This is a genomic window from Nocardioides cynanchi, assembly GCF_008761635.1.
In the GTDB taxonomy this organism is placed as follows: domain Bacteria; phylum Actinomycetota; class Actinomycetes; order Propionibacteriales; family Nocardioidaceae; genus Nocardioides; species Nocardioides cynanchi.
Map to the genome: position 1 here is coordinate 1,419,753 of NZ_CP044344.1, position 19,644 is coordinate 1,439,396.

Consider the following 19,644-nt stretch of genomic DNA (forward strand, 5'->3'; position numbering starts at 1 on the left):
AACGCCTACTGCGTCGTGCCGTAGGGGATGACGGCGTTGTCGAGGTTGCCCGGCTTGTCCGAGGACGAGTTCACGGAGTGTGAGACGACGCCGACGATCGTGACGGCGGCGATGACCCCACCGACCACCATGCTCGTGACCGAGCCGATGATCTTGCCTGAGCTGCCCATGGCCATGTAAGGGTGTCCCTCCGCTTGCTCCCGCGGTCATCCTACATGGGTGGGCGGCCCCGTGCGCATCCCCCGACGCGCCCCTCTGACGCGGCCGATCCCGGCCACGGCGAGGCCGCCCAGCAGGCTGAGCAGGTACGCCGTCCAGGCCGCGCCGGTCGCCAGCCGCGCGAGCAGGGTCGGGCTCCGGGCGACCGCGGTGCCGTCGAGCCGTTCGACCACCAGGGCGCCGCTCGAGGCCACCGGCTCGGTGGCCAGCGACGGTGGGCGGGGGCGGAGGTCGGTCTCGGTCGCGACGTACTGCACGCCGAGGGCGAGCAGCGCTCGGGTGCGGGCCGGTGCGGTGGCGAGCCGGAGGGCGGACTCGACCCGAGGCCCGCGTGGGTCCTCCCCCGGCACCGTGCGCCCGTCGACCACGAGGGTGTCCGCGGTGAGCGCATCGGGGGGCAGGTAGCGGGCGAGCGGGTCGAGCACCGTCCGGCCGGAGTTCCACGTCGGGGCGCGGTAGGCCGAGAACGGCAGGACCAGCAGGTCACCGTGGCCGAAGCGGGCCTGGGCCCGCACCTCGGCCCAGGCCACCGGGTAGTCGGCGGGCCGCAGGGTGTCCACCAGGCCCCAGGCCGCGTCGTACAGCAGGAGCAGCGGGAGCAGGGCGCCGGCAGCCGCGACGGCGCGGCGCAGCCCCAGGTCAGCCTCCCCCGCCCGGTCGGCCAGCACCCCGACGCCCACGGCGGGCAGCCCGGCGTACACCGGGAGGCAGAGGCCGAGGCTACGGGTGCCGTCGCGCAGCAGACCGCCGCCGGCCACGTGAGCGGCCAGCCAGTCGGTGGGGCCGGGCAGCAGCCAGGTCAGGCAGGCCAGCGCGAAGCCGATCGCCCACAGCACACCGAGCCGCAGCACATCACCGTCCGGGCGGCGGCGCCAGGTGCGGAAGCCGACCGCGGCCAGGCCGAGCAGGAGGAGCAGGGCCAGCCAGGCCACGAAGGTCTGGCGCGAGCCGGGCACGACGTCGGAGTTCCAGATCCCGCCCATCCCCAGGGCGGCCAGCGGCGCGGGCAGGCTGCCCTCGGGGTGGAGCGCGAAGACCGCGGTGGCCGAGCCGGTCGCGGTGCCGGCGTGCAGCAGCCCGGCGACCAGCCAGGGCGCGTTGCCCGCCACCACGCACGCCAGCAGGGCCAGGTCGCCCCGGCCGCGCCGGGCGCCGGGCCGCCATCCACTGACCAGCAGGGTCAGGGCCGACACCAGTCCTGCGCTGGCGCTCAGTGCCCCGAGCGGCATCAGCACCCAGGCGGCCGCGGGCAGGGTGCCGGTACGGCGCAGTCGTCGCCCGGCCAGCACCAGCCACGGCAGCACGCCGTACCCCGCCAGCACGGTCCAGTGGCCGATGCCGAGGCGCTCGACCACGAAGGGGTTCCAGACCGCCAGGGTGACGGCGGTCAGGCGGACCGCCAGGGAGCCGCCGACCAGTCGTGCCATGCCGGCCCCGGCGCCGACGAGGGGGGTGAGGAGCGCGAGTTTCTCCAGCAGCGCCGCCGGTACCACGTTGTCGAGGACCGCGACGACGGCATCGGAGGGTACGGCGCGCGGGAGGGCGGTGCCGAAGCCGAGGAAGTCGCCGCGCAGTGACAGGTGCGGGACCCAGACCAGGTCGTAGCCGAGGACGTAGCCCGGGCCCAGGGCGGGTCCGAGCAGGAGGAGCGCCAGCAGCGTGGCCCAGACCAGGGGCAGGTGATCCCCGAGGAGTCGGATCGGGCGGCTGGACACCGGGTCAGAGTGGCAGGCGGCGGAAGAGCGGGCGCGGCACGTGGCGCAGGCCGGACATCACGCCACGCATCAGCCCCGGGACCCAGACCAGGTCCGAGCCGTCCGCGACCCCCTTCACGATGGCTTCGGCCACCTGGTCGGCGGTCACCGAGAGCGGTGCCGCCGGCCGACCGGCCGTCATCTTGGTGTGCACGAAGCCGGGGCGCACCACCAGGACCCGGCCGCCGTGCTCGCGCAGCGCCTCGCCCAGGCCCAGGAAGAAGCCGTCCATCCCGGCCTTGGTCGAGCCGTAGACGAAGTTGGACCGTCGGACCCGCTCGCCGGCCACCGACGACAGGGCGACGATCGTCCCGTGACCCTGCCGTCGTACGACGGAGGCCAGGCAGACACCGACACTCACCGCGCCGGTGTAGTTGACCCGGGCCAGGCGCACCGCGGCGGCGTGGTCCGTCCACGCCTCCTCCTCGTCACCGAGCACACCGAAGCAGACCAGGGCGACGTCGATGTCGCGCCGCGATGCGACACGGTCGATCAGGGCGGGATGGGACTCGGTGTCCTCCGCCTCGAAGTCGACGACGTCGACCTCGAAGCCCTCGCTCGTCAGGGCCGCGGCAGCGTCGTCTCGCGCGGGGCCGGGACGGGCGGCCAGCGTGACGTGCGGCTTGGCGTCGGCCCAGGCACGCGCCGTGGCCAGGGCGATCTCGCTGGTGCCGCCGAGCAGCAGCAGCGACTGGGGCCGTCCGAGGGCGTCGATCATGCGGGCTGGTCTCCGTCCGGTGGTCACAGGTCGAGGCGGCGGGCGAGGTCGGAGCTCAGGACCCGTCCGGGGTCGACCCTGTCACGGACCCGGGCGAACTCCTCGCGCCGGGGATACATCGCGGCGAACCGGTCGGCCCGGAGCCGGGAGTCCTTGGCGAGGTAGATCCGGCCGCCGGCCTCGACGACGGCGTCGTCGAGGCGGTCCAGGAGCCTGCCCAGCCCGGGCCGGGCCGGGAGGTCCAGGGCGAGGGTCCAGCCGGCCATCGGGAAGGACAGCAGACCGGCGTTGGCGGGACCGAAACGCTTGAGCACCGCCAGGAACGACGCGTGGCCACTGGCCGCGAGGGTCGCCACGGCGTCGCGCACGACGTCGCCGGCCTCGTCGGGCACGACCAGCTGGTACTGCACGAACCCGGCCGGCCCGTAGAGCCGGTTCCAGTCCGCGACGCCGTCCAGCGGGTGGAAGAAGGTGGCCAGGGTCTGCAGCTCGCCGGACCGGTGCCGTGGCGCCTTGCGGAACCACAGCTCGTTGAACGCCCGGACCGACAGCGGCGAGACGAGTCCCGACGGGAGGCCCCGCGGGGCACCGAGGCGGGGGTCGCCCGGCAGGGGGTACGGCGTACCGGAGCGGCGGGCGTCGAGCGCGGCCCGGGCGGCGTGCTCCCCGCGGGTCAGCACCGATCGACCGGGCCCGGCTCCGGACCTGCCCCGCGACAGCGTGTCGACCCAGGCCACCGAGTAGGTCCAGGCGTCGTCCCCCTCGCGCATGGCCGCCATCAGCGAGTGGAGATCCTCGAAACGGTCGGTGGTCACGTCGACCCAGCCCGACTCGACCGCGATGGTGCGCAGGGTGGCCGATGTGACCACCCCGGTCAGGCCCATCCCGCCGACGGTGGCCCAGAACAGCTCGGGCTCGCCCTCCGCGGTCACCGTGCGGGTCGTCCCGTCCGGGGTGACCAGGTCGAAGCTGTCGACGTGGGCGCCGAACGTGCCCGTGACGTGGTGGCTCTTGCCGTGCACGTCACAGGCGATCGCCCCCCCGACGCTCACGTAGCGGGTGCCCGGAGTCACCGGCAGGAAGCGGCCGTGCGGCAGCAGGAACCGGATCAGGTCGTGCAGGGAGGTGCCCGCCGCCGCGACCACCCGGTCCCCGACCAGCCGCGGCTGCCCCTCGATCGGCAGGAGCACCTCACCACCGGAGTTCTGCGCGGCGTCGCCGTAGGACCGGCCGAGACCGCGGGCGATCAGCCCGCGCGGGCCGGCCGATCGCAGCAGGTCGCCGACCTCGCCGGCGGTGCCGGTGACGGCGGTCGCCATCACCGGAGCCGTCCGCCCCCAGCCCTGGAACTGCCGGCGCTCAGACACCCAGCACCCCGAGGCAGACCAGCACGAACCAGACCGCCCCGATCGCCTGGAGGCCGCGGTCGCCCAGCACGATGTCCTCCGGCTCGGCCGCGTGCCCGGCGTCGATGTCGACGGCGTAGCGGAGCAGCCCGAGCACGAACGGCACGATCGAGAAGGACTGCCACGGCAGCGTCTCGGGGGGCTGCTCGAACGCCCACAGGCAGTAGGCCAGCGCGGTCGAGGTGGCAGCGATGCTCCACACGAAACGGAGATAGGTGTCGGTGTAGCGGATCAGCGAACGGCGGGTGCCGGCCTCGCTCCCGAGGGTGTGCAGCTCGGAGTAGCGCTTGCCGGCCACCATGAACAGCGAGCCGAAGCCGGCCACCATCAGGAACGAGTTGGACAGGAACAGCCCCGCCGCCAGGCCACCGGCGACGGCACGCAGCAGGAAGCCGACCGCGACCACGGCCAGGTCGAGCACCGGCTCGTGCTTGAGCCAGATCGAGTAGGCCACCTGCAGGGCGAGGTAGCCGAGCAGAAGGAGCCCGAGCTGCCAGCGCACCGCCGTACCGCCGGCGAGGGCCACCACCGTGGCGACCGTGGCGGCGACCAGGGCGGTGCGGATCGACAGCTCGCCGGCCGCGATCGGGCGGTGCTGCTTGCGCGGATGGACCCGGTCGGACTCCACGTCCAGGGAGTCGTTGACGAGGTAGACCGCCCCGGAGACCAGGCAGAAGGCCACGAACGCGACCAGGGTCTGCCACCACACCGGCGAGTCGAAGAGCCGCCCGGCGGCCAGCGGGGCGGCCACCACGAGAAGGTTCTTGGTCCACTGCCGAGGGCGCATGGACCGCACCACGGGGGCGATCACCCGCCGGAGTCTAGGGCTCGGCGTGCGTCTACGGACCGAGCCGCACGGATACGCTGCGTGCCGTGACGGCGCGGGGTGGGGTACGGGACTTCGTGCGCAGCAGCAGCGCGATGGCCGTCTCGATCAGCATCGCCAACGTGGCCACCTACGGCTTCACGGTGGTCGCCGCCCGGGCTCTCGGCCCGCACGAGTACGGCGCCGTCGCGGCCCTGTTGGCGGCACTGCTGGTGATCGGGGTGCTCCAGCTCGGCCTGCAGGCCACCGCCGCGCGCCGGGTCGCCGCGGAGCCGGAGCACCGAGCCGAGATCGAGCACGAGATCGTCCGGGTGGGCTGGCGTGCCGCGCTGGCCCTCGGGCTGGTCCTCCTGGTGCTCTCGCCCCTGGTCGAGCGCCTGCTGCGGCTGGACAGCGTGGTCACCGCGGTCTGGCTCGCCGTGGCCGCCGTACCGCTGAACCTGATGGGGGCCCAGGCCGGCATCCTCCAGGGCGAACGACGGTGGGGCGCGCTGTCGCTGGTCTACCTGGCCGTCGGCATCCCCCGGGTCGCGGTCGGAGGAGCGTTCATCGCGTGGCGTCCCGACCAGACCGCGGCGATCGCCGGCGTCGCCCTGAGCGCGGTGTTCCCGGCGGTGGTCGGCTGGTGGGCGCTGCGGTCCGGCGAGCGCTTCGTCCCGGACCGGACCCGACCGGGTGAACGACGCCACCCGACCCGCGACATCCTCACCGAGATCGCGCACAACTCCCAGGCCCTGCTGGCGTTCTTCGCCCTGTCCAACGCCGACATCGTGGTCGCCCGGCACGCCCTGGACTCGCACCGCGCAGGCATCTACGCGGCCGGGCTGATCCTGACCAAGGCGATGCTGTTCCTGCCGCAGTTCGTCGTCGTGGTGGCCTTCCCCTCGATGTCGACCGAGGCCGGCCGCGGCCCTGCCCTGAAACGCAGCCTGCTGGCGGTCGGCCTGCTCGGCGTGGTCGGGACCCTCGGGGCGTTCTTCCTGCGCGACCTGGCCCTCGTGTTCGTCGGTGGCTCGGCGTACACCGAGGTCACCGACCGGCTGTGGATCTTCGCCCTGCTCGGGACCATCCTGTCGATGCTCCAGCTCCTGGTGTACGCCGTGCTCGCCCGCGGCGGACGGCGTCCGGTGCTGCTGGTGTGGGCGACGTTCGTGGTGGTGCTGGTGGCCGGCCTCACCACGTCGACTGTGACCGGGCTGCTCACCCTGGTCGCGGCCTGCGACACCGCCCTGCTCGTGGCGCTCCTGCTCACCGATGCCCGCGGGCTGGGCAACGCCGAGCCCGTCGACCAGGACGCGCCGGCCCCCGTCTGAGTGCCTCCGAGCCTGCTCGGTCTCGACGCGTCGGTGGTCAGTGCGCGGCGTCGTGCCAGCTGTGGCCGGTGCCGACCGAGACGTCGAGCGGCACGGCGAGCGACGCTGCGGCGCCCATCTCGCGACGCACGATGTCCTCGAGGGTCTCGCGCTCCCCCTCGGCCACCTCGAAGACCAGCTCGTCGTGTACCTGGAGCAGCATCCGTGACCCCAGCCCGGCCTCGCGGACCGCGGCGTCGACCCGCAGCATGGCGACCTTGATCAGGTCGGCGGCCGAGCCCTGGATCGGGGCGTTGAGCGCCATCCGCTCGGCCATCTCGCGACGTTGACGGTTGTCGCTGGTCAGGTCGGGGAGATAGCGGCGGCGACCCCAGAGCGTCTCGGTGAACCCGGTGCGCCGGGCCTCGTCGACGACACCGCCGAGGTAGTCACGGACCCCGCCGAAGGTCAGGAAGTACTCGTCCATCAGCCCCCGCGCCTCGCCCGGGTCGATCCGCAGCTGCGCGCCGAGCCCGAACGCCGAGAGCCCGTAGGCGAGCCCGTAGTTCATCGCCTTGATCTTGGCCCGCTGGGCACCGGTGACCTCGTCGGCCGGCACGCCGAAGACCCGGGACGCGGTGATCGAGTGGAAGTCCTGGCCCGACTTGAACGCCTCGATCAGGAGGGCGTCCTCCGACAGGTGGGCCATGATCCGCATCTCGATCTGGCTGTAGTCGGCGGTCATCAGGCAGTCGAAGCCCTTCCCGACCACGAAGCCCTCGCGGATCCGGCGCCCTTCCTCGGTGCGGATCGGGATGTTCTGCAGGTTGGGGTCGGTGCTCGACAGCCGCCCCGTCGCCGCGATGGTCTGGTTGAACGTCGTGTGGATGCGACCGTCGGACTGGACCGTCTTCAGCAGCCCTTCGATGGTCTGCCGCAGCCGGCTCACGTCGCGGTGCCGGAGCAGCGCCATCAGGAACGGGTGCTCGGTCTTCTCGTACAGCTGCTGCAACGCGTCGGCGTCGGTGGTGTAACCGGTCTTCGTGCGCTTGGTCTTGGGCATGCCGAGCTCGTCGAAGAGGACGACCTGGAGCTGCTTGGGCGAGCCGAGGTTGATCTCCTTGCCGATCACCCGGAAGGCCTCGGCGGCCGCGTCGCGCACCTCGTCGGCGAAGTGCGACTCGAGGGTCGCGAGATGCTCGCTGTCGACGGCGATCCCGGTCTGCTCCATCGTCGCCAGCAGGTCGACCAGGGGCAGCTCGACCTCGGCCAGCAGGGTGGTGCCACCGGTCTGCTCGATCTCGCCGTCGAGCGTGTCGGCCAGGTCGAGCACGGCCCGCGCGTGCAGCATCGCGGTGTCGGCGGCGTCGCCACCGACTCCGTCGACGTCGAGGCTCAGCTGGTCGTCGTCGGCCGTGCCCTGCTTCAGCTCGCGCTTGAGGTAGCGCAGCGTGAGGTCGGCGAGGTCGTAGGAGCGCTGGTCGGGCCGGACCAGGTAGGCGGCCAGAGCGGTGTCGCTGACCAGGCCGCGCAGCGGCCAGCCACGGGCGGCCAGGGCCAGCATCGGGCCCTTGGCGTCGTGCAGCACCTTGGCGCGGTGCGGGTCACCCAGCCAGCCCAGCACCGCGGCGTCGTCGGCGGGCGAGACCTCGGTGACGTCGATCCAGGCGGCCTGACCGTCGGCCGCGGCCAGTGCGATCCCGCGCAGCTCGCCGGTGCCGGCACCCCACGACCCCTGCACGGTGACGCCGGTCCGGACGTCGGGCCCGGCGTGGTCGTCGAGCCAGGCTGCCACCTCGCCCAGCGCCAGGCGTGCGCCCTGGAGGTCGAAGCCGGAGTCGTCGATCAGGGTGGCGTCCTGCACGTCCCACGACTCGAGCAGCCGCTCGCGCAGCACCCGGAACTCCAGGGAGTCGAAGAGCGTGTGCACGAGGTCGCGGTCCCACGACTGGGCCGCGAGGTCGTGGGGACCGAGCTCGAGGTCGAGGTCGCGGACCAGTGCGTTGAGGCGGCGGTTGCGGATCACGTCACCGAGGTGCTCGCGCAGCGCCTCGCCCTTCTTGCCGGTGATCCGGTCGGCATGGGTGATCACGTTGTCGAGGCCGTCGTACTCGTTGATCCAGCGCGCGGCGAAGCCGGGGCCGACCCCGGGCACACCGGGCAGGTTGTCGGAGCTCTCGCCGACGATCGCGGCGAGCTCGGGATAGCGGTGCGGGGGCACGCCGTACTTCGCCTCGACCGCGTCGGGGGTCATCCGGGCCAGCTCGGAGACCCCGCGCATCGGGTAGAGCACCGTCGAGTGCTCGGTGACCAGCTGGAGGGAGTCGCGGTCGCCGGTGAGGATCAGCACCTCCATGTCCTCGGCGAGCGCCTCGGTGACCAGGGTGGCGATGATGTCGTCGGCCTCGTAGCCCTCGACGGCGAGGTGCCGGATGCGCAGCGCGTCGAGCACCTCGTTGATCAGAGGCAGCTGGCTGGAGAACTCCTCGGGCGTCTTGTTGCGCTTCGCCTTGTACTCGGCGTACTCGGCGAGGCGGAAGGTCTGCCGGGACTTGTCGAAGGCGACTCCGATGTGGGTGGGCTGCTCGTCACGGAGCACGTTGATCAGCATCGAGGTGAACCCGAAGACCGCGTTGGTGTGCTGACCGGTGGTCGTCGAGAAGTTCTCCACGGGGAGCGCGAAGAACGCCCGGTAGGCGATCGAGTGCCCGTCCAGCAGCAGCAACCGGGGCCGGGTCTGGGAGTCGGTGTGGGTCGCGGTCAGGGCGCTGGCGTCGGGCACCCGGTGACTCTATCGACTGCCGCCGACAGCCCGTCTGCGACGATGACGGCATGACCGACGAGCAGATCGAGGCCTTCGTGGCCGGCATGCCGGAGGGCATGGGCGCACTCAACGACAAGCTCGGGATCGTCCTCACCGAGGTGGGTCCCGACCGGATCGTGGCGACGATGCCGGTCGAGGGGAACACCCAGCCGTTCGGCCTCCTGCACGGTGGGGCGTCGGTGGTGCTGGCCGAGACCCTGGGCTCGCTGGGGTCGGCGCTGCACTGCCCGCCCGACCGGGTGCCGGTGGGCATCGACATCAACGCGACCCACCACCGGGCCGCGACGTCGGGCACGGTGACCGGAGTCGCGACTCCGCTGCACACGGGGCGCACGATGGCGTCGTTCGAGATCGTGATCAGCGACGAGCGCGACCGACGGGTGTGCACCTGCCGGATCACCTGTGCCCTGATCCCCCGCGAGCGGGTCCCGCAGTAGCGCGACGCCCAGGGCGTGCCTCAACGGCCGGAGACGGACCGAGTGCTGCGCAGGCTGCGGCGTACGGCGAGCACCTGCGACATCTGCCGGGTGCCGGGGTGGCGGTTGGCGAGCCGCGCGCGCACGGCCGGCGTCGGCGCCATCCGCAGGACTGCCTGCGGCGCCAGGGCGATCCGGGCCATGAAGCGGTTGGCCTCGCGTGAGCCCGAGGCCGTGGCGGTGGCGACGTGGCCGATGCCGAGCTCCTCGGCCCAGGTCACCGCACACTCCACGAGTGCCCGACCCACACCGTGGCGCCGGTGCTCCGCGACGACCGCCGGGTTGTGGATCTGCAGCACCGGCTCGGCGTTGACGGGTGAGTACGTCGTGGTCTTGAGGTAGACCGCGCCGGCGAACGCGCCGTCGTACTCCGCGACCACCAGACGGTGACCCGGTTGCTGGTCGAGGTGCTCGATCACCGATGCGAGGTCCTCCAGCGCCTCCTCGGCTCCGCGGCGCAGATAGGGCTGCCACAGGTCCGCCAGGGCGCTCGCATCCGACAGACGTGCCTCGCGCATGGTCACCAAGGACCGACTCATCCGTAGACCTCCAGGCCAACGAAGGAGCGGCACGTCTGGTCCCCCCGTGGGTGCCGCACCCGGCAGACTACGCTCAGGGCCCCCGACTTGTCCCAGGAGTCCCGTGATCACCGGCACCGGCACCGCGGTCAACGTCGCCACCGTCCTCCTCGGCGCCACCGTCGGCGTCCTGGCCGGCCACCGCCTCCCGCCCCGGAGCCGCGACCTGGTGACCGACGCACTCGGGCTGGTGACCCTGCTGATCGCCGGTCTGTCCGTGGTCTCGGTCAACGATCCCGCCCTGGCCGCGGAGGTGGGCAGCTCGGCCCCGCTCCTGATCGTGCTGGGCTCGCTGGTGCTGGGTGGGATCGTCGGCTCCCTGCTGCGGCTCGAGCAGCGCGTCGAGGCGCTCGGCGGCTGGCTGCAGGCACGCCTGTCGAGATCGGCCGACTCGACCGGACGGGCCCGTTTCATCGAAGGCTTCGTGACCTCCTCGCTGGTCTTCTGCACCGGCCCGCTGACCATCCTCGGCTCGCTGTCCGACGGTCTCGGGCACGGGGCGGACCAGCTCTATCTCAAGGCCACCCTCGACGGGTTCGCCGCGATCGCGTTCGCCGCCTCGTTCGGCTGGGGCGTGGCCGCCAGCGCGCTGACCGTACTGGCGGTCCAGGGCTCGCTCACCCTGCTCGGCGCCGGCCTGGGCAACGTGCTCTCCGACGCCGGGCTGGCCGCGGTCACCGCCAGCGGTGGGCTGATGCTGGTCGGGGTGGCGCTGCGACTGCTGCGGATCCGCGAGATCGCGGTCGCCGACCTGCTCCCGGGGCTCGTGGTCGCCCCGCTGCTCGTGCAGGTCGTCGCGGCGTTCCGCTGAGCTCCCCGGCTGCGGCACAGGCGGTTCACAGGATCCGTACAGGAAGCTCCGTGATCCTGTGCAGATGCAGAGTGTCAGCGATCTCGCGTCCACCCCTGCCGTGGCCGCTCTCGTGGCCGAGGCCACCGGCAAGGAACGGCGCGAGGACCCGGTCCTGCCGCGCACCGGAGGTCCGGCCGGCAACGCTGTGCTGACGGCGTGGACCGGTCTGGTCCTGCTGGTGCTCTCCGCGGCCGAGCTGCTCACCCTGTTCAACGTGCGCGGTCTGCTGTCGTGGCACGTCGCGATCGGGGCGCTGCTGATCCCGCCGGCGCTGATGAAGACCGCGACCACCGGCTGGCGGATCCTGCGCTACTACGTCGGCGACGCGTCGTACCGGGCCGCCGGGCCGCCCCCGATGGCCCTGCGGCTGCTGGGTCCCCTCGTCGTCGCCTCGACCCTGGGCCTGCTCGGCTCCGGGGTGCTGCTCGTGCTGCTCGGCAACGACACCAGCCAGCGCAGCTTCGTCTCGTTCCTCGGCTTCGGGGTCAGCTGGGTCAGCGTGCACCAGGGCTTCTTCATCGTCTGGGGCTCCGCCACCGGGCTGCACCTCCTCGGCCGGATCGTGCCGGCCCTGATGCTGACCTTCGGCCGGACCCCCCACCTGCGGGTACCGGGTGGCTGGGCGCGGTCGGTCCTGATCGGGATGGCGGCCGCGGTCGCGGTGCTGCTGGCCGTGCTCCTGGTGCAGACCGAGGGGAGCTGGGGCGGCGGGGACGGGCCCGGCCGCTTCGACGACGGCGCCGGGGTGCCCGCGCCGGTCGCCGTCATGCGCCAGAGTCGTGTCTGATCCCTCACAGCACCTGGTCGGAACAGGCCAGGGGTAGGGCCGGTTGAGCCGGTCATGACCCCTCCCACGACGTACCGCACCTCCTCGACCTTCCTGCTCGGCGGCGACCTCGAGGTCCACCGCCTGGGCTACGGCGCCATGCAGATCACCGGCGACGGTGTCTGGGGCCCGCCCGCGGACCACGACGGTGCCCTGGCCGTGCTGCGCGCCGCGATCGAAGGTGGCGTCGACTTCATCGACACCGCCGACAGCTACGGCCCGGTCGTCAGCGAGCGCCTGATCGCCGAGGCGCTGCACCCCTACCCCGCCGGTCTGGTGATCGGCACGAAGGCGGGCAACACCCGCACCGGTCCCGGCGAGTGGATTCCGGTCGGCCGCCCGGCGTACCTCAAGCAGCAGGTGGAGCTGAGCCTGCGCAACCTCGACGTCGAGCGGATCGACCTCATCCAGCTGCACCGGGTCGACCCCGAGGTGCCCCTCGAGGACCAGGTCGGCGCGTTCGCCGAGCTGAAGGCCCAGGGCAAGGTCCGCCACATCGGCATGTCCGAGGTGTCGGTCGCCCAGCTCGAGCAGGCGCGCGCGGTCACCGAGATCGCCAGCGTGCAGAACCTCTACAACCTGACCAACCGCCAGTCGCAGGACGTGCTCGACTACGCGACCCGTGAGGGCATCGCGTTCATCCCGTGGTTCCCGATCGCGACCGGTGACCTGGCCGCGCCCGACAGCCCGGTGGCCGAGATCGCCCGTGAGCTGGACGCGACGCCCTCGCAGGTGGCGCTGGCCTGGCTGCTGCACATCTCTCCGGTCGTGCTGCCGATCCCGGGCACCAAGTCGGTCGACCACCTGAGGGAGAACCTCGGCGCGTCGTCGCTCGAGCTCTCCGACGCCGACCTGGACCGGCTCGACCGGCTCGCCTGACGTCGTACGACGTGGGGCGGGGCCTGGTCACACCCGGTCAGGCACCGCCCACGCCGTGCTCGACGACGCCCTCGGCCACCTCGCGCATCGAGCGGCGGAGGTCCATCGCCGTCTTCTGGATCCAGCGGAAGGCCTCCGGCTCGCTCAGCGCGAGCTCCTTCTGGAGGATCCCCTTGGCCCGGTCCACGGCCTTGCGAGCCGCCAGCTGGTCGCCGAGGTCGGCGAGCTCCGCCTCCAGGGCGTGCAGCTCGGAGAACCGGCTGACCGCGATCTCGATCGCCGGCACGAGGTCGGAGCGGGTGAACGGCTTGGTCAGGTAGGCCATCGCCCCGGCGTCGCGGGCGCGCTCCACGAGCTCCCGCTGCGAGAAGGCGGTCAGGATCACCACCGGCGCGATCCGGGCACGGGCGATCCGCTCGGCCGCCGAGATGCCGTCGAGCACCGGCATCTTCACGTCCAGGATCACGAGGTCGGGCCGGTGCTCCTCGGCCAGCTCGACCGCTCGCGCGCCGTCCGCGGCCTGGCCGACGACGTCGTACCCCTCCTCGGCGAGCATCTCGGCGAGGTCCATCCGGATCAGCGCCTCGTCCTCGGCGATCACCACCCGGGCACGAGGGGTCCGGCCGGCCGCCCCCGGCAGCGCCTCTGCATCCGTCACGGCGCAAGGCTAGCGGCGCGGAGCGCCCTCCCAGCGCTACCCCTGGCCCAGATGGACGGGTGACAGTTGCGTCCCAATTGCTGAGCCGGACCGCGTCGTCCTTGACTAACGGCGCGGGTGAAGGGATCGTGCCCACCACGTCGATGCCACGCGGGCATCGTCAGCAACTTTGGTTTGCATTGCGCCAAGGAGAGAACGAGGAGACATGCGGACTCGGTCCATCGCACACATCGGGGCACTGAGCCTGATCGGCGCCCTGGCACTGGCTGGCTGCGGCAGCTCGAACTCCAGCACCGCTGGCGGAGGCGGCCTCACGTCGGGATCCTCGCCCACGGGCGGGGCCAGCGGCGGCACCTACACCATCGGCTTCGAGGGCCCCCTCTCGGGAAGCAACGCACAGCTCGGCATCAACGAGGTGAACGGCGTCCAGCTCGCCGTCGACCAGGCGAACGCCTCGGGCGACCTCGGGTTCACCGTCAAGCTCGTGAAGTCCGACGACCAGGGGAACCCGGCCCTGGCACCCGCCGCGGCCTCGAAGATCATCCAGAACAGCAACGTGATGGGCGTGATCGGGCCGTCGTTCTCCGGCGCGACCCTCGCGGTCGCCAAGAACTACGGCAGCGCCGGGATCACGATCGTCAACCCGTCCGCCTCGGACGGCACGATCCAGACCCACGGCTTCCCGACCTGGCACCGGATCTTCCCCAACGACTACGCCGAGGGCCCGGCCGCGGCCGACTTCCTGGCCAAGCACGCCCAGAAGGTCTTCGTGGTCAACGACCTCAGCGCCTACGGCGCCGGGGTCGCGGGTGCGGTCGCCAAGGAGCTGAAGAAGAAGGGCGTCACGGTCATCACCCAGGGCGTGGACGCCAAGACCACCGACTACGGCCCGATCTCGCAGACGATCGTGAACTCCGGCGCCCAGGCGATGTTCTACGGCGGCTACGACGCCCAGGGCGCGCTGTTCGCCAAGGCGCTGGCTGCGGCCGGCTACAAGGGCATCGCGATGGCCGGCAACGGCGTGAAGGACTCCGTCTTCGAGACGGGCGCCGGCGCGGCCGGTGTCGGCTGGTACTTCAGCTGCGGCTGCCAGGACGCCTCGGTGGCGCCCACGGCCAAGCAGTTCACGGCCGACTACAAGGCGGCGTTCAAGACCGAGCCGGGCACCTACTCCTCGGAGGCCTACGACGCCACCAACATCCTGCTCGCCGCGATCAAGGCAGCGGCGGCGGCTGGAACGGTCACCCGGGCCGCGGTGAACGACGCGGTGAACAAGACCGACTACCAGGGCATCACCGGACACATCACCTTCGGTCCGGACGGTGACCTCCCGGTCGGCGAGGGCACGGTCAACCTGTTCCAGGACAAGAACCAGAAGATCGTCGGTCTCGGCGACATCACGAAGGCGAAGTGACCACCGGCACGACGACCTGACCATCGGCGAGGGGCCTGCAGCCTGCGGTTGCAGCGCCCCTCGTCGTGGGTCGGTGGCAGGATGCGTGACCAGGCGCCGAGGGTGAGGACACCTGCATGACCGACTTCTTGAACTTCCTGGTCGCGGGGATCTCCCGCGGCTCGATGTATGCGCTCATCGCTCTCGGCTACACGCTGGTCTACGGCGTGCTCCAGCTGATCAACTTCGCGCACAGCGAGGTCTTCATGTCGGGCGCCTTCGGCAGCCTGATCATCATCAACACCGTCGTCGGCCGCGGCACCCACGCGCTGCCGTGGTACGGCGTCATCGGCGTCCTGCTGCTCGGGCTGCTGTCCGGCGCCGTCGTCGGTGCCATCGTCGCCTGGTCCCTCGAACGCGTGGCCTACCGGCCTCTGCGAAAACGGGGAGCCCCCAAGCTCGCCTTCCTGATCAGCGCGATCGGCATGTCGTTCTTCCTCAGCGAGTTCGCGGGCAAGATGTTCAACCGGCTCAACAACAACAACTTCCCCCAGTACTTCGACCCCAACCGGCACATCCTCCACGTGGGCGGGGTCTACGTGACGATCCCGCAGCTGGTCCCGATCGTCTCCGCCCTAGTGATGATGGTGTTCCTGGACCGCCTGGTCTCGAAGACCAAGCTGGGACGCAGCATCCGCGGTGTCGCCGAGGACGCGCCGACGGCGGCACTCATGGGCATCGACATCGACAAGACCATCGCCCGGACGTTCATCATCGGCGGGGCACTGGGCGGTGCCGCCGGGTTCCTGTTCGGGACCGCGTTCACGGTGTCCAACACCATGGGCTTCATCCCCGGGGTCAAGGCGTTCGCGGCGGCGGTGCTCGGCGGGATCGGCAACATCCGCGGGGCCATGCTGGGCGGGCTGACACTCGGCATGATCGAGGCCCTCGTGCCGACCGCGCCCTGGGGCGCCACCCACGCCTGGATCGGCATCCAGTGGACCGACGCCGTGGCCTTCGTGGTCCTCGTCCTGGTCCTGATGTTCAAGCCCACCGGCCTCCTCGGTGAGCGGTTGGGACGGTCGGCATGAATCTCCTCACCCTCGAGCACGCCAAGCGCCTGGCCGCCTGCCTGGCCCTGGGAGTCGTCCTCGCGTGCATGGTCGGCCCGCAGGAGGGCAACCAGAGCGACTTCGGCTACGCGTTCCGGACCGCGGTCTTCGACCCCCGCATCTTCGTGTTCCTGCTGATCGGGGTGGCCGTCTTCGTCGCCAACCTCTTCTGGTCGCGGATCGTCCCCTACATCCTGCGTCCCGGCGTCCGCCCCTTCGTGGCCGGTGTCGCCTCGGTGGTGGCGTCGTACGACCTGCTGAACTGGAGCGACAACTCCAGCCTGACCGAGGGCAAGCTCGGCACCCTGGCGCCGCTCGCCCGCGAGACCAGCGGGCTGAGCAGCCTCACCCGCCTCTTCTACGGTTCCGCGGTCCCGGCGATGTACTGGCTGGTCCTGGTGCTCGCCGTCGTCCTGACCGGTGCCGCGCTGATCACCCGTCGCGCAGTCTTCGGCTGGTCGGGCGCGGCCGTCTCGGTCGTGGCCGGTGTCTGGGGCCTGGCGGCCCACAGCGAGGTCAACACCTTCCTGGGCTCCCCCGACCACTCAACCGGCGCCTTCGTCGGGCTGATGGGCTACCTCGCCGTCGCGGGTGCCGCCATCACCGCCGTACGGTCGGAGACCGACAAGGCCGACACCGCCGGCTTCCTGGAGCGGGTGTTCGGTTGGCGGGTGGGCATGCCCCTGGTCGTCCTCGGTGCGATCTGCGGCGTCATCTCGATCTTCGTCGCGACCTGGTTCTCACCCGTCAACCGCGACGCCGGCCTGAGCGAGATGTCGAAGCTGTTCACCGGCGAGCCGGTGAGCTCCCTGACCACCGCCTACTTCGGCTGGCTGGTCTGGCTGCTCTTCGTGGCCAGCCTGGTCGCCTCCGCGGCGGCCTGCTGGCTGCGCGACTCCCGGATCGGCTGGGCGGCCACGGCGATCGGCGCGGTCTCCTTGATGATCACCCTGAGCGCCATGCACGACGCCAGTGGCGTCGCTGCCGGCCTCGGCTTCGACGGCGCCACCGCCGCCTGGCAGAACCTCGGGGTCGGGGCCTGGTTGATGTGCGGTGTCTTCAGCATGCTGACCGGCGCCGGGGCCATGGTGGCCCGCGGGATCACCGGCCGGCCCGAGGCGGGCTCGGCCCGCGCCGCGTCCAGCGACGGTACGGCGGTCCGGTCGGCCGCGGTGACCCAGGCGATCATCGTGGTGGTCCTGGCCTTCGCGCTGTTCTACCCGCCCACGGCGACGTCGTTCTGGCAGACCGTGCTGGTCACCGAGATCGGCACCTACGTGCTGCTCGCCGTGGGCCTCAACGTGGTGGTCGGCTGGGCCGGGCTGCTCGACCTGGGGTTCATCGCCTTCTACGCGATCGGCTCCTACACCACGGCCTTCCTGACCGGCACCCTGCCGATCCGGCCGCCCGACTGGCTGATCCTCTCGCCGCTGCTGGCGATCCCCTTCGCGGTCACCATCTGTCTGCTCGCGGGGCTGGCCCTGGGGGCGCCGACCCTGCGCCTGCGCGGCGACTACCTCGCGATCGTCACGCTGGGCTTCGGTGAGATCATCCGGATCATCGCCAACAACGCCAAGCCGATCACCAACGGCCCTCAGGGAGCGTTCGGCATCCCCAACCCGGTGATCCACATCGGCCCGATCAACCTGCACTGGGGCCAGGACCCGCTCCAGTACTGGTACCTCCTGCTGGTGTTCATCACCGTCGTGGTGCTGCTGTTCCGGCGGCTGGAGAACTCCCGGCTCGGCCGGGCCTGGGCCGCGATCCGCGAGGACGAGGTGGCCGCCCAGGCGTCCGGCGTCAACACCACGCGGGTCAAGCTGCTGGCCTTCGCGATCGGCGCCTCGACCTCCGGCCTGGCCGGGGTGTTCTTCGCCAGCCAGATCGGCTTCATCAACCCCGACAACTTCCTGCTCAACAACTCCATCCTCGTGGTCGCCTATGTCGTCTTCGGCGGGATGGGGTCGCTGCCGGGTGCGATCGCCGGCGCGGCCGTGCTCACCTGGATGCCGGAGTTCCTCAAGGACCAGGTGCCGGCCGAGGACCGCCAGATGTGGATCGGCGCGGTCATCCTGCTGATGATGATCTTCCGGCCCCAGGGCCTGATCCCGGCCCGACGTCGGGCCGCAGAGCTGCACGGCCTCGAAGGCGTGAGCACCAGCGAGACCAGAGCCGTGCCGGCCGGGGAGGGGATGTGACGCGATGACGACCACCGCACCGGACGCCGCGAAGGCGCCACCCACCGACGTCGTGTACGACGTCCGGGACATCACGCTCACCTTCGGCGGGGTCACCTCGCTCTCCGAGCTCAGCCTGCAGATGCACCGCGGCGAGATCCTGGCGATCATCGGCCCCAACGGCGCCGGCAAGACCTCGCTGTTCAACTCCCTGACCGGGGTCTACACCCCGCAGAAGGGCTCGATCACCGTGGCCGCACGGGTCGGTGACCAGCCGACCTCGGTGATCTACGAGTCGGGGCTGATCACGAAGAAGACCCGCAGCCTGAAGACCCATGTGATCAACCACCTCGGCGTGGCCCGGACCTTCCAGAACATCCGGCTCTTCCCGGCCCTGACCGCGCTGGAGAACGTCAAGGTGGGCGTGGAGACCCGGATGAAGTCCGGTCCCGTCGCCGCCATGCTCGGCCTCCCCCGCCAGCGCCGCGAGGAGCGCGAGTCAACTGTCCGCGCCGTCGAGCTGCTCCGCTTCGTCGGGCTCGCGCACCGTGCCAACGAGCTGGCCGGCTCCTTGGCGTACGGCGAGCAGCGCCGTCTCGAGATCGCCCGGGCGCTCGGGACCGACCCCGGCGTGATCCTCCTCGACGAGCCGGCGGCCGGCACCAACCCGGTCGAGAAGCGCGAGCTGGCCGACCTGATCCGCAAGATCAACGAGGTCGACGGGATCTCCGTGCTGCTGATCGAGCACGACATGAAGCTGGTGATGTCGGTGGCCCACCGGCTGGTCGTGCTGAACTTCGGGATCAAGATCGCCGAGGGCTCGCCCGAGCAGATCCAGAAGGACCCCGCCGTCGTCGCGGCCTACCTCGGCACCGCGGACGACGACGAGCTGCCCGCAGCGACCGACGAGCCCGGAGGTGCCTCGTGAGCCTGCTCGAGGTCGACGACATCGAGGTGCGCTACGGCGCGATCCGGGCCCTGAAGGGTGTCTCCTTCGAGGTCGACGAGGGCGAGGTCGTGGCCCTCCTGGGTGCCAACGGCGCCGGCAAGACCACCACCCAGAAGACCGTGTCGGGGATGATGCGGCCGAGCCTGGGCGAGATCCGCTTCGACGGCGACCGGATCGACGGCCTCCCGGCGCACGAGCTGATCCACCGCGGCATCTGCCACGTGCCCGAGGGCCGGCGGGTCTTCCCGCGGATGACGGTGGCGGAGAACCTCGACATGGGCGCCTTCCGCTTCAAGCGGGCCGACCCGGAGATGCTGGCCCGCGTCTACGAGCTGTTCCCGCGGCTCAAGGAGCGGATCGCGCAGTACGCCGGGACACTCTCCGGAGGCGAGCAGCAGATGCTCGCGATCGGCCGGGCCCTGATGGGCAAGCCGCGGCTGCTGCTGCTCGACGAGCCGTCCATGGGGCTGGCTCCGCTGATCGTGCGCCAGATCTTCGACATCGTGCGAGAGATCAACAAGGAGGGCGTGACCGTGCTGATCGTGGAGCAGAACGCCGCCCAGGCGCTCGGTCTGGCCAGCCGCGGCTACGTCCTCGAGACCGGTGAGATCGTGCTGTCCGGGTCCGGCCAGGACCTCCTCTCCGACGATCGGATCCGCGCGGCGTACCTCGGCGAGGAGATCAACACCTGACGTAGGAGCGTC

The 19,644-nt window shown here is 71.5% G+C and carries 18 protein-coding genes; 10 read left to right on the plus strand and 8 right to left on the minus strand.

The window, feature by feature from the left end:
* Positions 1 to 5 precede the first annotated feature (5 nt).
* The 5 genes from E3N83_RS19495 to E3N83_RS07070 are packed head-to-tail and all read right to left on the minus strand — an operon-like array spanning position 6 to position 4,908.
* Complete coding sequence (locus E3N83_RS19495; RefSeq protein ID WP_191907996.1) at positions 6 to 170, minus strand: hypothetical protein; 165 nt, start codon at positions 168 to 170, stop codon at positions 6 to 8.
* A 36-nt stretch (positions 171 to 206) separates the two neighbouring features.
* Positions 207 to 1,934 (minus strand): MmpA family trehalose lipid delivery protein, encoded by a 1,728-nt coding sequence (locus tag E3N83_RS07055; protein WP_151082622.1) that lies wholly within the window; start codon positions 1,932 to 1,934, stop codon positions 207 to 209.
* Positions 1,935 to 1,938: 4 nt separating this feature from the next.
* Positions 1,939 to 2,691, minus strand: coding sequence for a decaprenylphospho-beta-D-erythro-pentofuranosid-2-ulose 2-reductase (locus E3N83_RS07060; RefSeq protein ID WP_151082623.1), 753 nt, complete (start codon positions 2,689 to 2,691; stop codon positions 1,939 to 1,941).
* 23 nt (positions 2,692 to 2,714) lie between these two features.
* Positions 2,715 to 4,058 carry an FAD-binding oxidoreductase gene (locus E3N83_RS07065; protein WP_202879341.1) on the minus strand — a complete coding sequence of 448 codons (1,344 nt, stop codon included), beginning with the start codon at positions 4,056 to 4,058 and terminating at the stop codon, positions 2,715 to 2,717.
* Positions 4,051 to 4,908 (minus strand): decaprenyl-phosphate phosphoribosyltransferase, encoded by an 858-nt coding sequence (locus E3N83_RS07070; protein WP_238343107.1) that lies wholly within the window; start codon positions 4,906 to 4,908, stop codon positions 4,051 to 4,053. Before E3N83_RS07070 ends, E3N83_RS07065 begins: the two co-directional genes overlap by 8 nt.
* A 62-nt stretch (positions 4,909 to 4,970) precedes the next feature.
* Between E3N83_RS07070 and E3N83_RS07075 the strand changes: the two genes are divergently transcribed.
* Positions 4,971 to 6,236, plus strand: coding sequence for a lipopolysaccharide biosynthesis protein (locus tag E3N83_RS07075; RefSeq protein WP_151082624.1), 1,266 nt, complete (start codon positions 4,971 to 4,973; stop codon positions 6,234 to 6,236).
* 37 nt (positions 6,237 to 6,273) lie between these two features.
* Here E3N83_RS07075 and polA read toward each other — a convergent pair whose 3' ends face one another.
* Positions 6,274 to 8,997 carry a DNA polymerase I gene (gene polA, locus E3N83_RS07080; RefSeq protein WP_238343108.1) on the minus strand — a complete coding sequence of 908 codons (2,724 nt, stop codon included), beginning with the start codon at positions 8,995 to 8,997 and terminating at the stop codon, positions 6,274 to 6,276.
* A 50-nt stretch (positions 8,998 to 9,047) separates the two neighbouring features.
* On the opposite strand from polA, the gene E3N83_RS07085 reads away from it, so the two are divergent.
* Positions 9,048 to 9,476, plus strand: a complete 429-nt coding sequence (locus tag E3N83_RS07085; RefSeq protein ID WP_151082625.1) for a hotdog fold thioesterase — start codon at positions 9,048 to 9,050, stop codon at positions 9,474 to 9,476.
* A 20-nt stretch (positions 9,477 to 9,496) separates the two neighbouring features.
* Here E3N83_RS07085 and E3N83_RS07090 read toward each other — a convergent pair whose 3' ends face one another.
* The gene (locus E3N83_RS07090) at positions 9,497 to 10,054 is read right to left on the minus strand and encodes a GNAT family N-acetyltransferase (protein ID WP_151082626.1); all 558 of its coding nucleotides are present in this window, start codon (positions 10,052 to 10,054) and stop codon (positions 9,497 to 9,499) included.
* A 103-nt stretch (positions 10,055 to 10,157) separates the two neighbouring features.
* Between E3N83_RS07090 and E3N83_RS07095 the strand changes: the two genes are divergently transcribed.
* The 3 genes from E3N83_RS07095 (at position 10,158) to E3N83_RS07105 (ending at position 12,651) form a co-directional block, all read left to right on the plus strand.
* On the plus strand, positions 10,158 to 10,904 hold the full coding sequence (locus E3N83_RS07095) for a DUF554 domain-containing protein (RefSeq protein WP_202879342.1): 747 nt from the start codon (positions 10,158 to 10,160) through the stop codon (positions 10,902 to 10,904).
* 64 nt (positions 10,905 to 10,968) lie between these two features.
* Positions 10,969 to 11,733, plus strand: coding sequence for a hypothetical protein (locus E3N83_RS07100; RefSeq protein ID WP_151082627.1), 765 nt, complete (start codon positions 10,969 to 10,971; stop codon positions 11,731 to 11,733).
* Between the two features lie 54 nt (positions 11,734 to 11,787).
* Entirely contained in the window at positions 11,788 to 12,651 is an 864-nt protein-coding gene (locus tag E3N83_RS07105) for an aldo/keto reductase (RefSeq protein ID WP_151082628.1), read from the plus strand.
* Between the two features lie 37 nt (positions 12,652 to 12,688).
* Here the strand turns inward: E3N83_RS07105 and E3N83_RS07110 are convergent, their stop codons facing one another.
* On the minus strand, positions 12,689 to 13,309 hold the full coding sequence (locus tag E3N83_RS07110) for an ANTAR domain-containing response regulator (RefSeq protein WP_151082629.1): 621 nt from the start codon (positions 13,307 to 13,309) through the stop codon (positions 12,689 to 12,691).
* A 205-nt stretch (positions 13,310 to 13,514) separates the two neighbouring features.
* Here E3N83_RS07110 and E3N83_RS07115 point away from each other — a divergent pair, with 205 nt between their 5' ends.
* The 5 genes from E3N83_RS07115 (at position 13,515) to E3N83_RS07140 (ending at position 19,632) form a co-directional block, all read left to right on the plus strand.
* Entirely contained in the window at positions 13,515 to 14,723 is a 1,209-nt protein-coding gene (locus tag E3N83_RS07115; protein WP_151082630.1) for a branched-chain amino acid ABC transporter substrate-binding protein, read from the plus strand.
* 116 nt (positions 14,724 to 14,839) lie between these two features.
* The gene (locus tag E3N83_RS07120) at positions 14,840 to 15,793 is read left to right on the plus strand and encodes a branched-chain amino acid ABC transporter permease (protein WP_151082631.1); all 954 of its coding nucleotides are present in this window, start codon (positions 14,840 to 14,842) and stop codon (positions 15,791 to 15,793) included.
* On the plus strand, positions 15,790 to 18,012 hold the full coding sequence (locus E3N83_RS19760; RefSeq protein ID WP_202879343.1) for a branched-chain amino acid ABC transporter permease: 2,223 nt from the start codon (positions 15,790 to 15,792) through the stop codon (positions 18,010 to 18,012). The genes E3N83_RS07120 and E3N83_RS19760 overlap by 4 nt, the downstream gene beginning before the upstream one ends.
* Before the next feature lie 4 nt (positions 18,013 to 18,016).
* Complete coding sequence (locus E3N83_RS07135) at positions 18,017 to 18,919, plus strand: ABC transporter ATP-binding protein (RefSeq protein ID WP_151082632.1); 903 nt, start codon at positions 18,017 to 18,019, stop codon at positions 18,917 to 18,919.
* Positions 18,916 to 19,632 carry an ABC transporter ATP-binding protein gene (locus tag E3N83_RS07140; protein ID WP_151082633.1) on the plus strand — a complete coding sequence of 239 codons (717 nt, stop codon included), beginning with the start codon at positions 18,916 to 18,918 and terminating at the stop codon, positions 19,630 to 19,632. The genes E3N83_RS07135 and E3N83_RS07140 overlap by 4 nt, the downstream gene beginning before the upstream one ends.
* The last annotated feature ends 12 nt before the right edge of the window (positions 19,633 to 19,644 follow it).

Excerpts from the sequence above, each read along its gene's own strand:
- E3N83_RS19495 (WP_191907996.1), bottom strand. The coding sequence starts at position 170 with ATGGGCAGCTCAGGCAAGATCATCGGCTCGGTCACGAGCATGGTGGTC.
- E3N83_RS07060 (WP_151082623.1), bottom strand. The coding sequence starts at position 2,691 with ATGATCGACGCCCTCGGACGGCCCCAGTCGCTGCTGCTGCTCGGCGGC.
- E3N83_RS07085 (WP_151082625.1), top strand. The coding sequence starts at position 9,048 with ATGACCGACGAGCAGATCGAGGCCTTCGTGGCCGGCATGCCGGAGGGC.
- E3N83_RS07090 (WP_151082626.1), bottom strand. The coding sequence starts at position 10,054 with ATGAGTCGGTCCTTGGTGACCATGCGCGAGGCACGTCTGTCGGATGCG.
- E3N83_RS07100 (WP_151082627.1), top strand. The coding sequence starts at position 10,969 with ATGCAGAGTGTCAGCGATCTCGCGTCCACCCCTGCCGTGGCCGCTCTC.
- E3N83_RS07105 (WP_151082628.1), top strand. The coding sequence starts at position 11,788 with ATGACCCCTCCCACGACGTACCGCACCTCCTCGACCTTCCTGCTCGGC.
- E3N83_RS07115 (WP_151082630.1), top strand. The coding sequence starts at position 13,515 with ATGCGGACTCGGTCCATCGCACACATCGGGGCACTGAGCCTGATCGGC.
- E3N83_RS07120 (WP_151082631.1), top strand. The coding sequence starts at position 14,840 with ATGACCGACTTCTTGAACTTCCTGGTCGCGGGGATCTCCCGCGGCTCG.
- E3N83_RS19760 (WP_202879343.1), top strand. The coding sequence starts at position 15,790 with ATGAATCTCCTCACCCTCGAGCACGCCAAGCGCCTGGCCGCCTGCCTG.
- E3N83_RS07135 (WP_151082632.1), top strand. The coding sequence starts at position 18,017 with ATGACGACCACCGCACCGGACGCCGCGAAGGCGCCACCCACCGACGTC.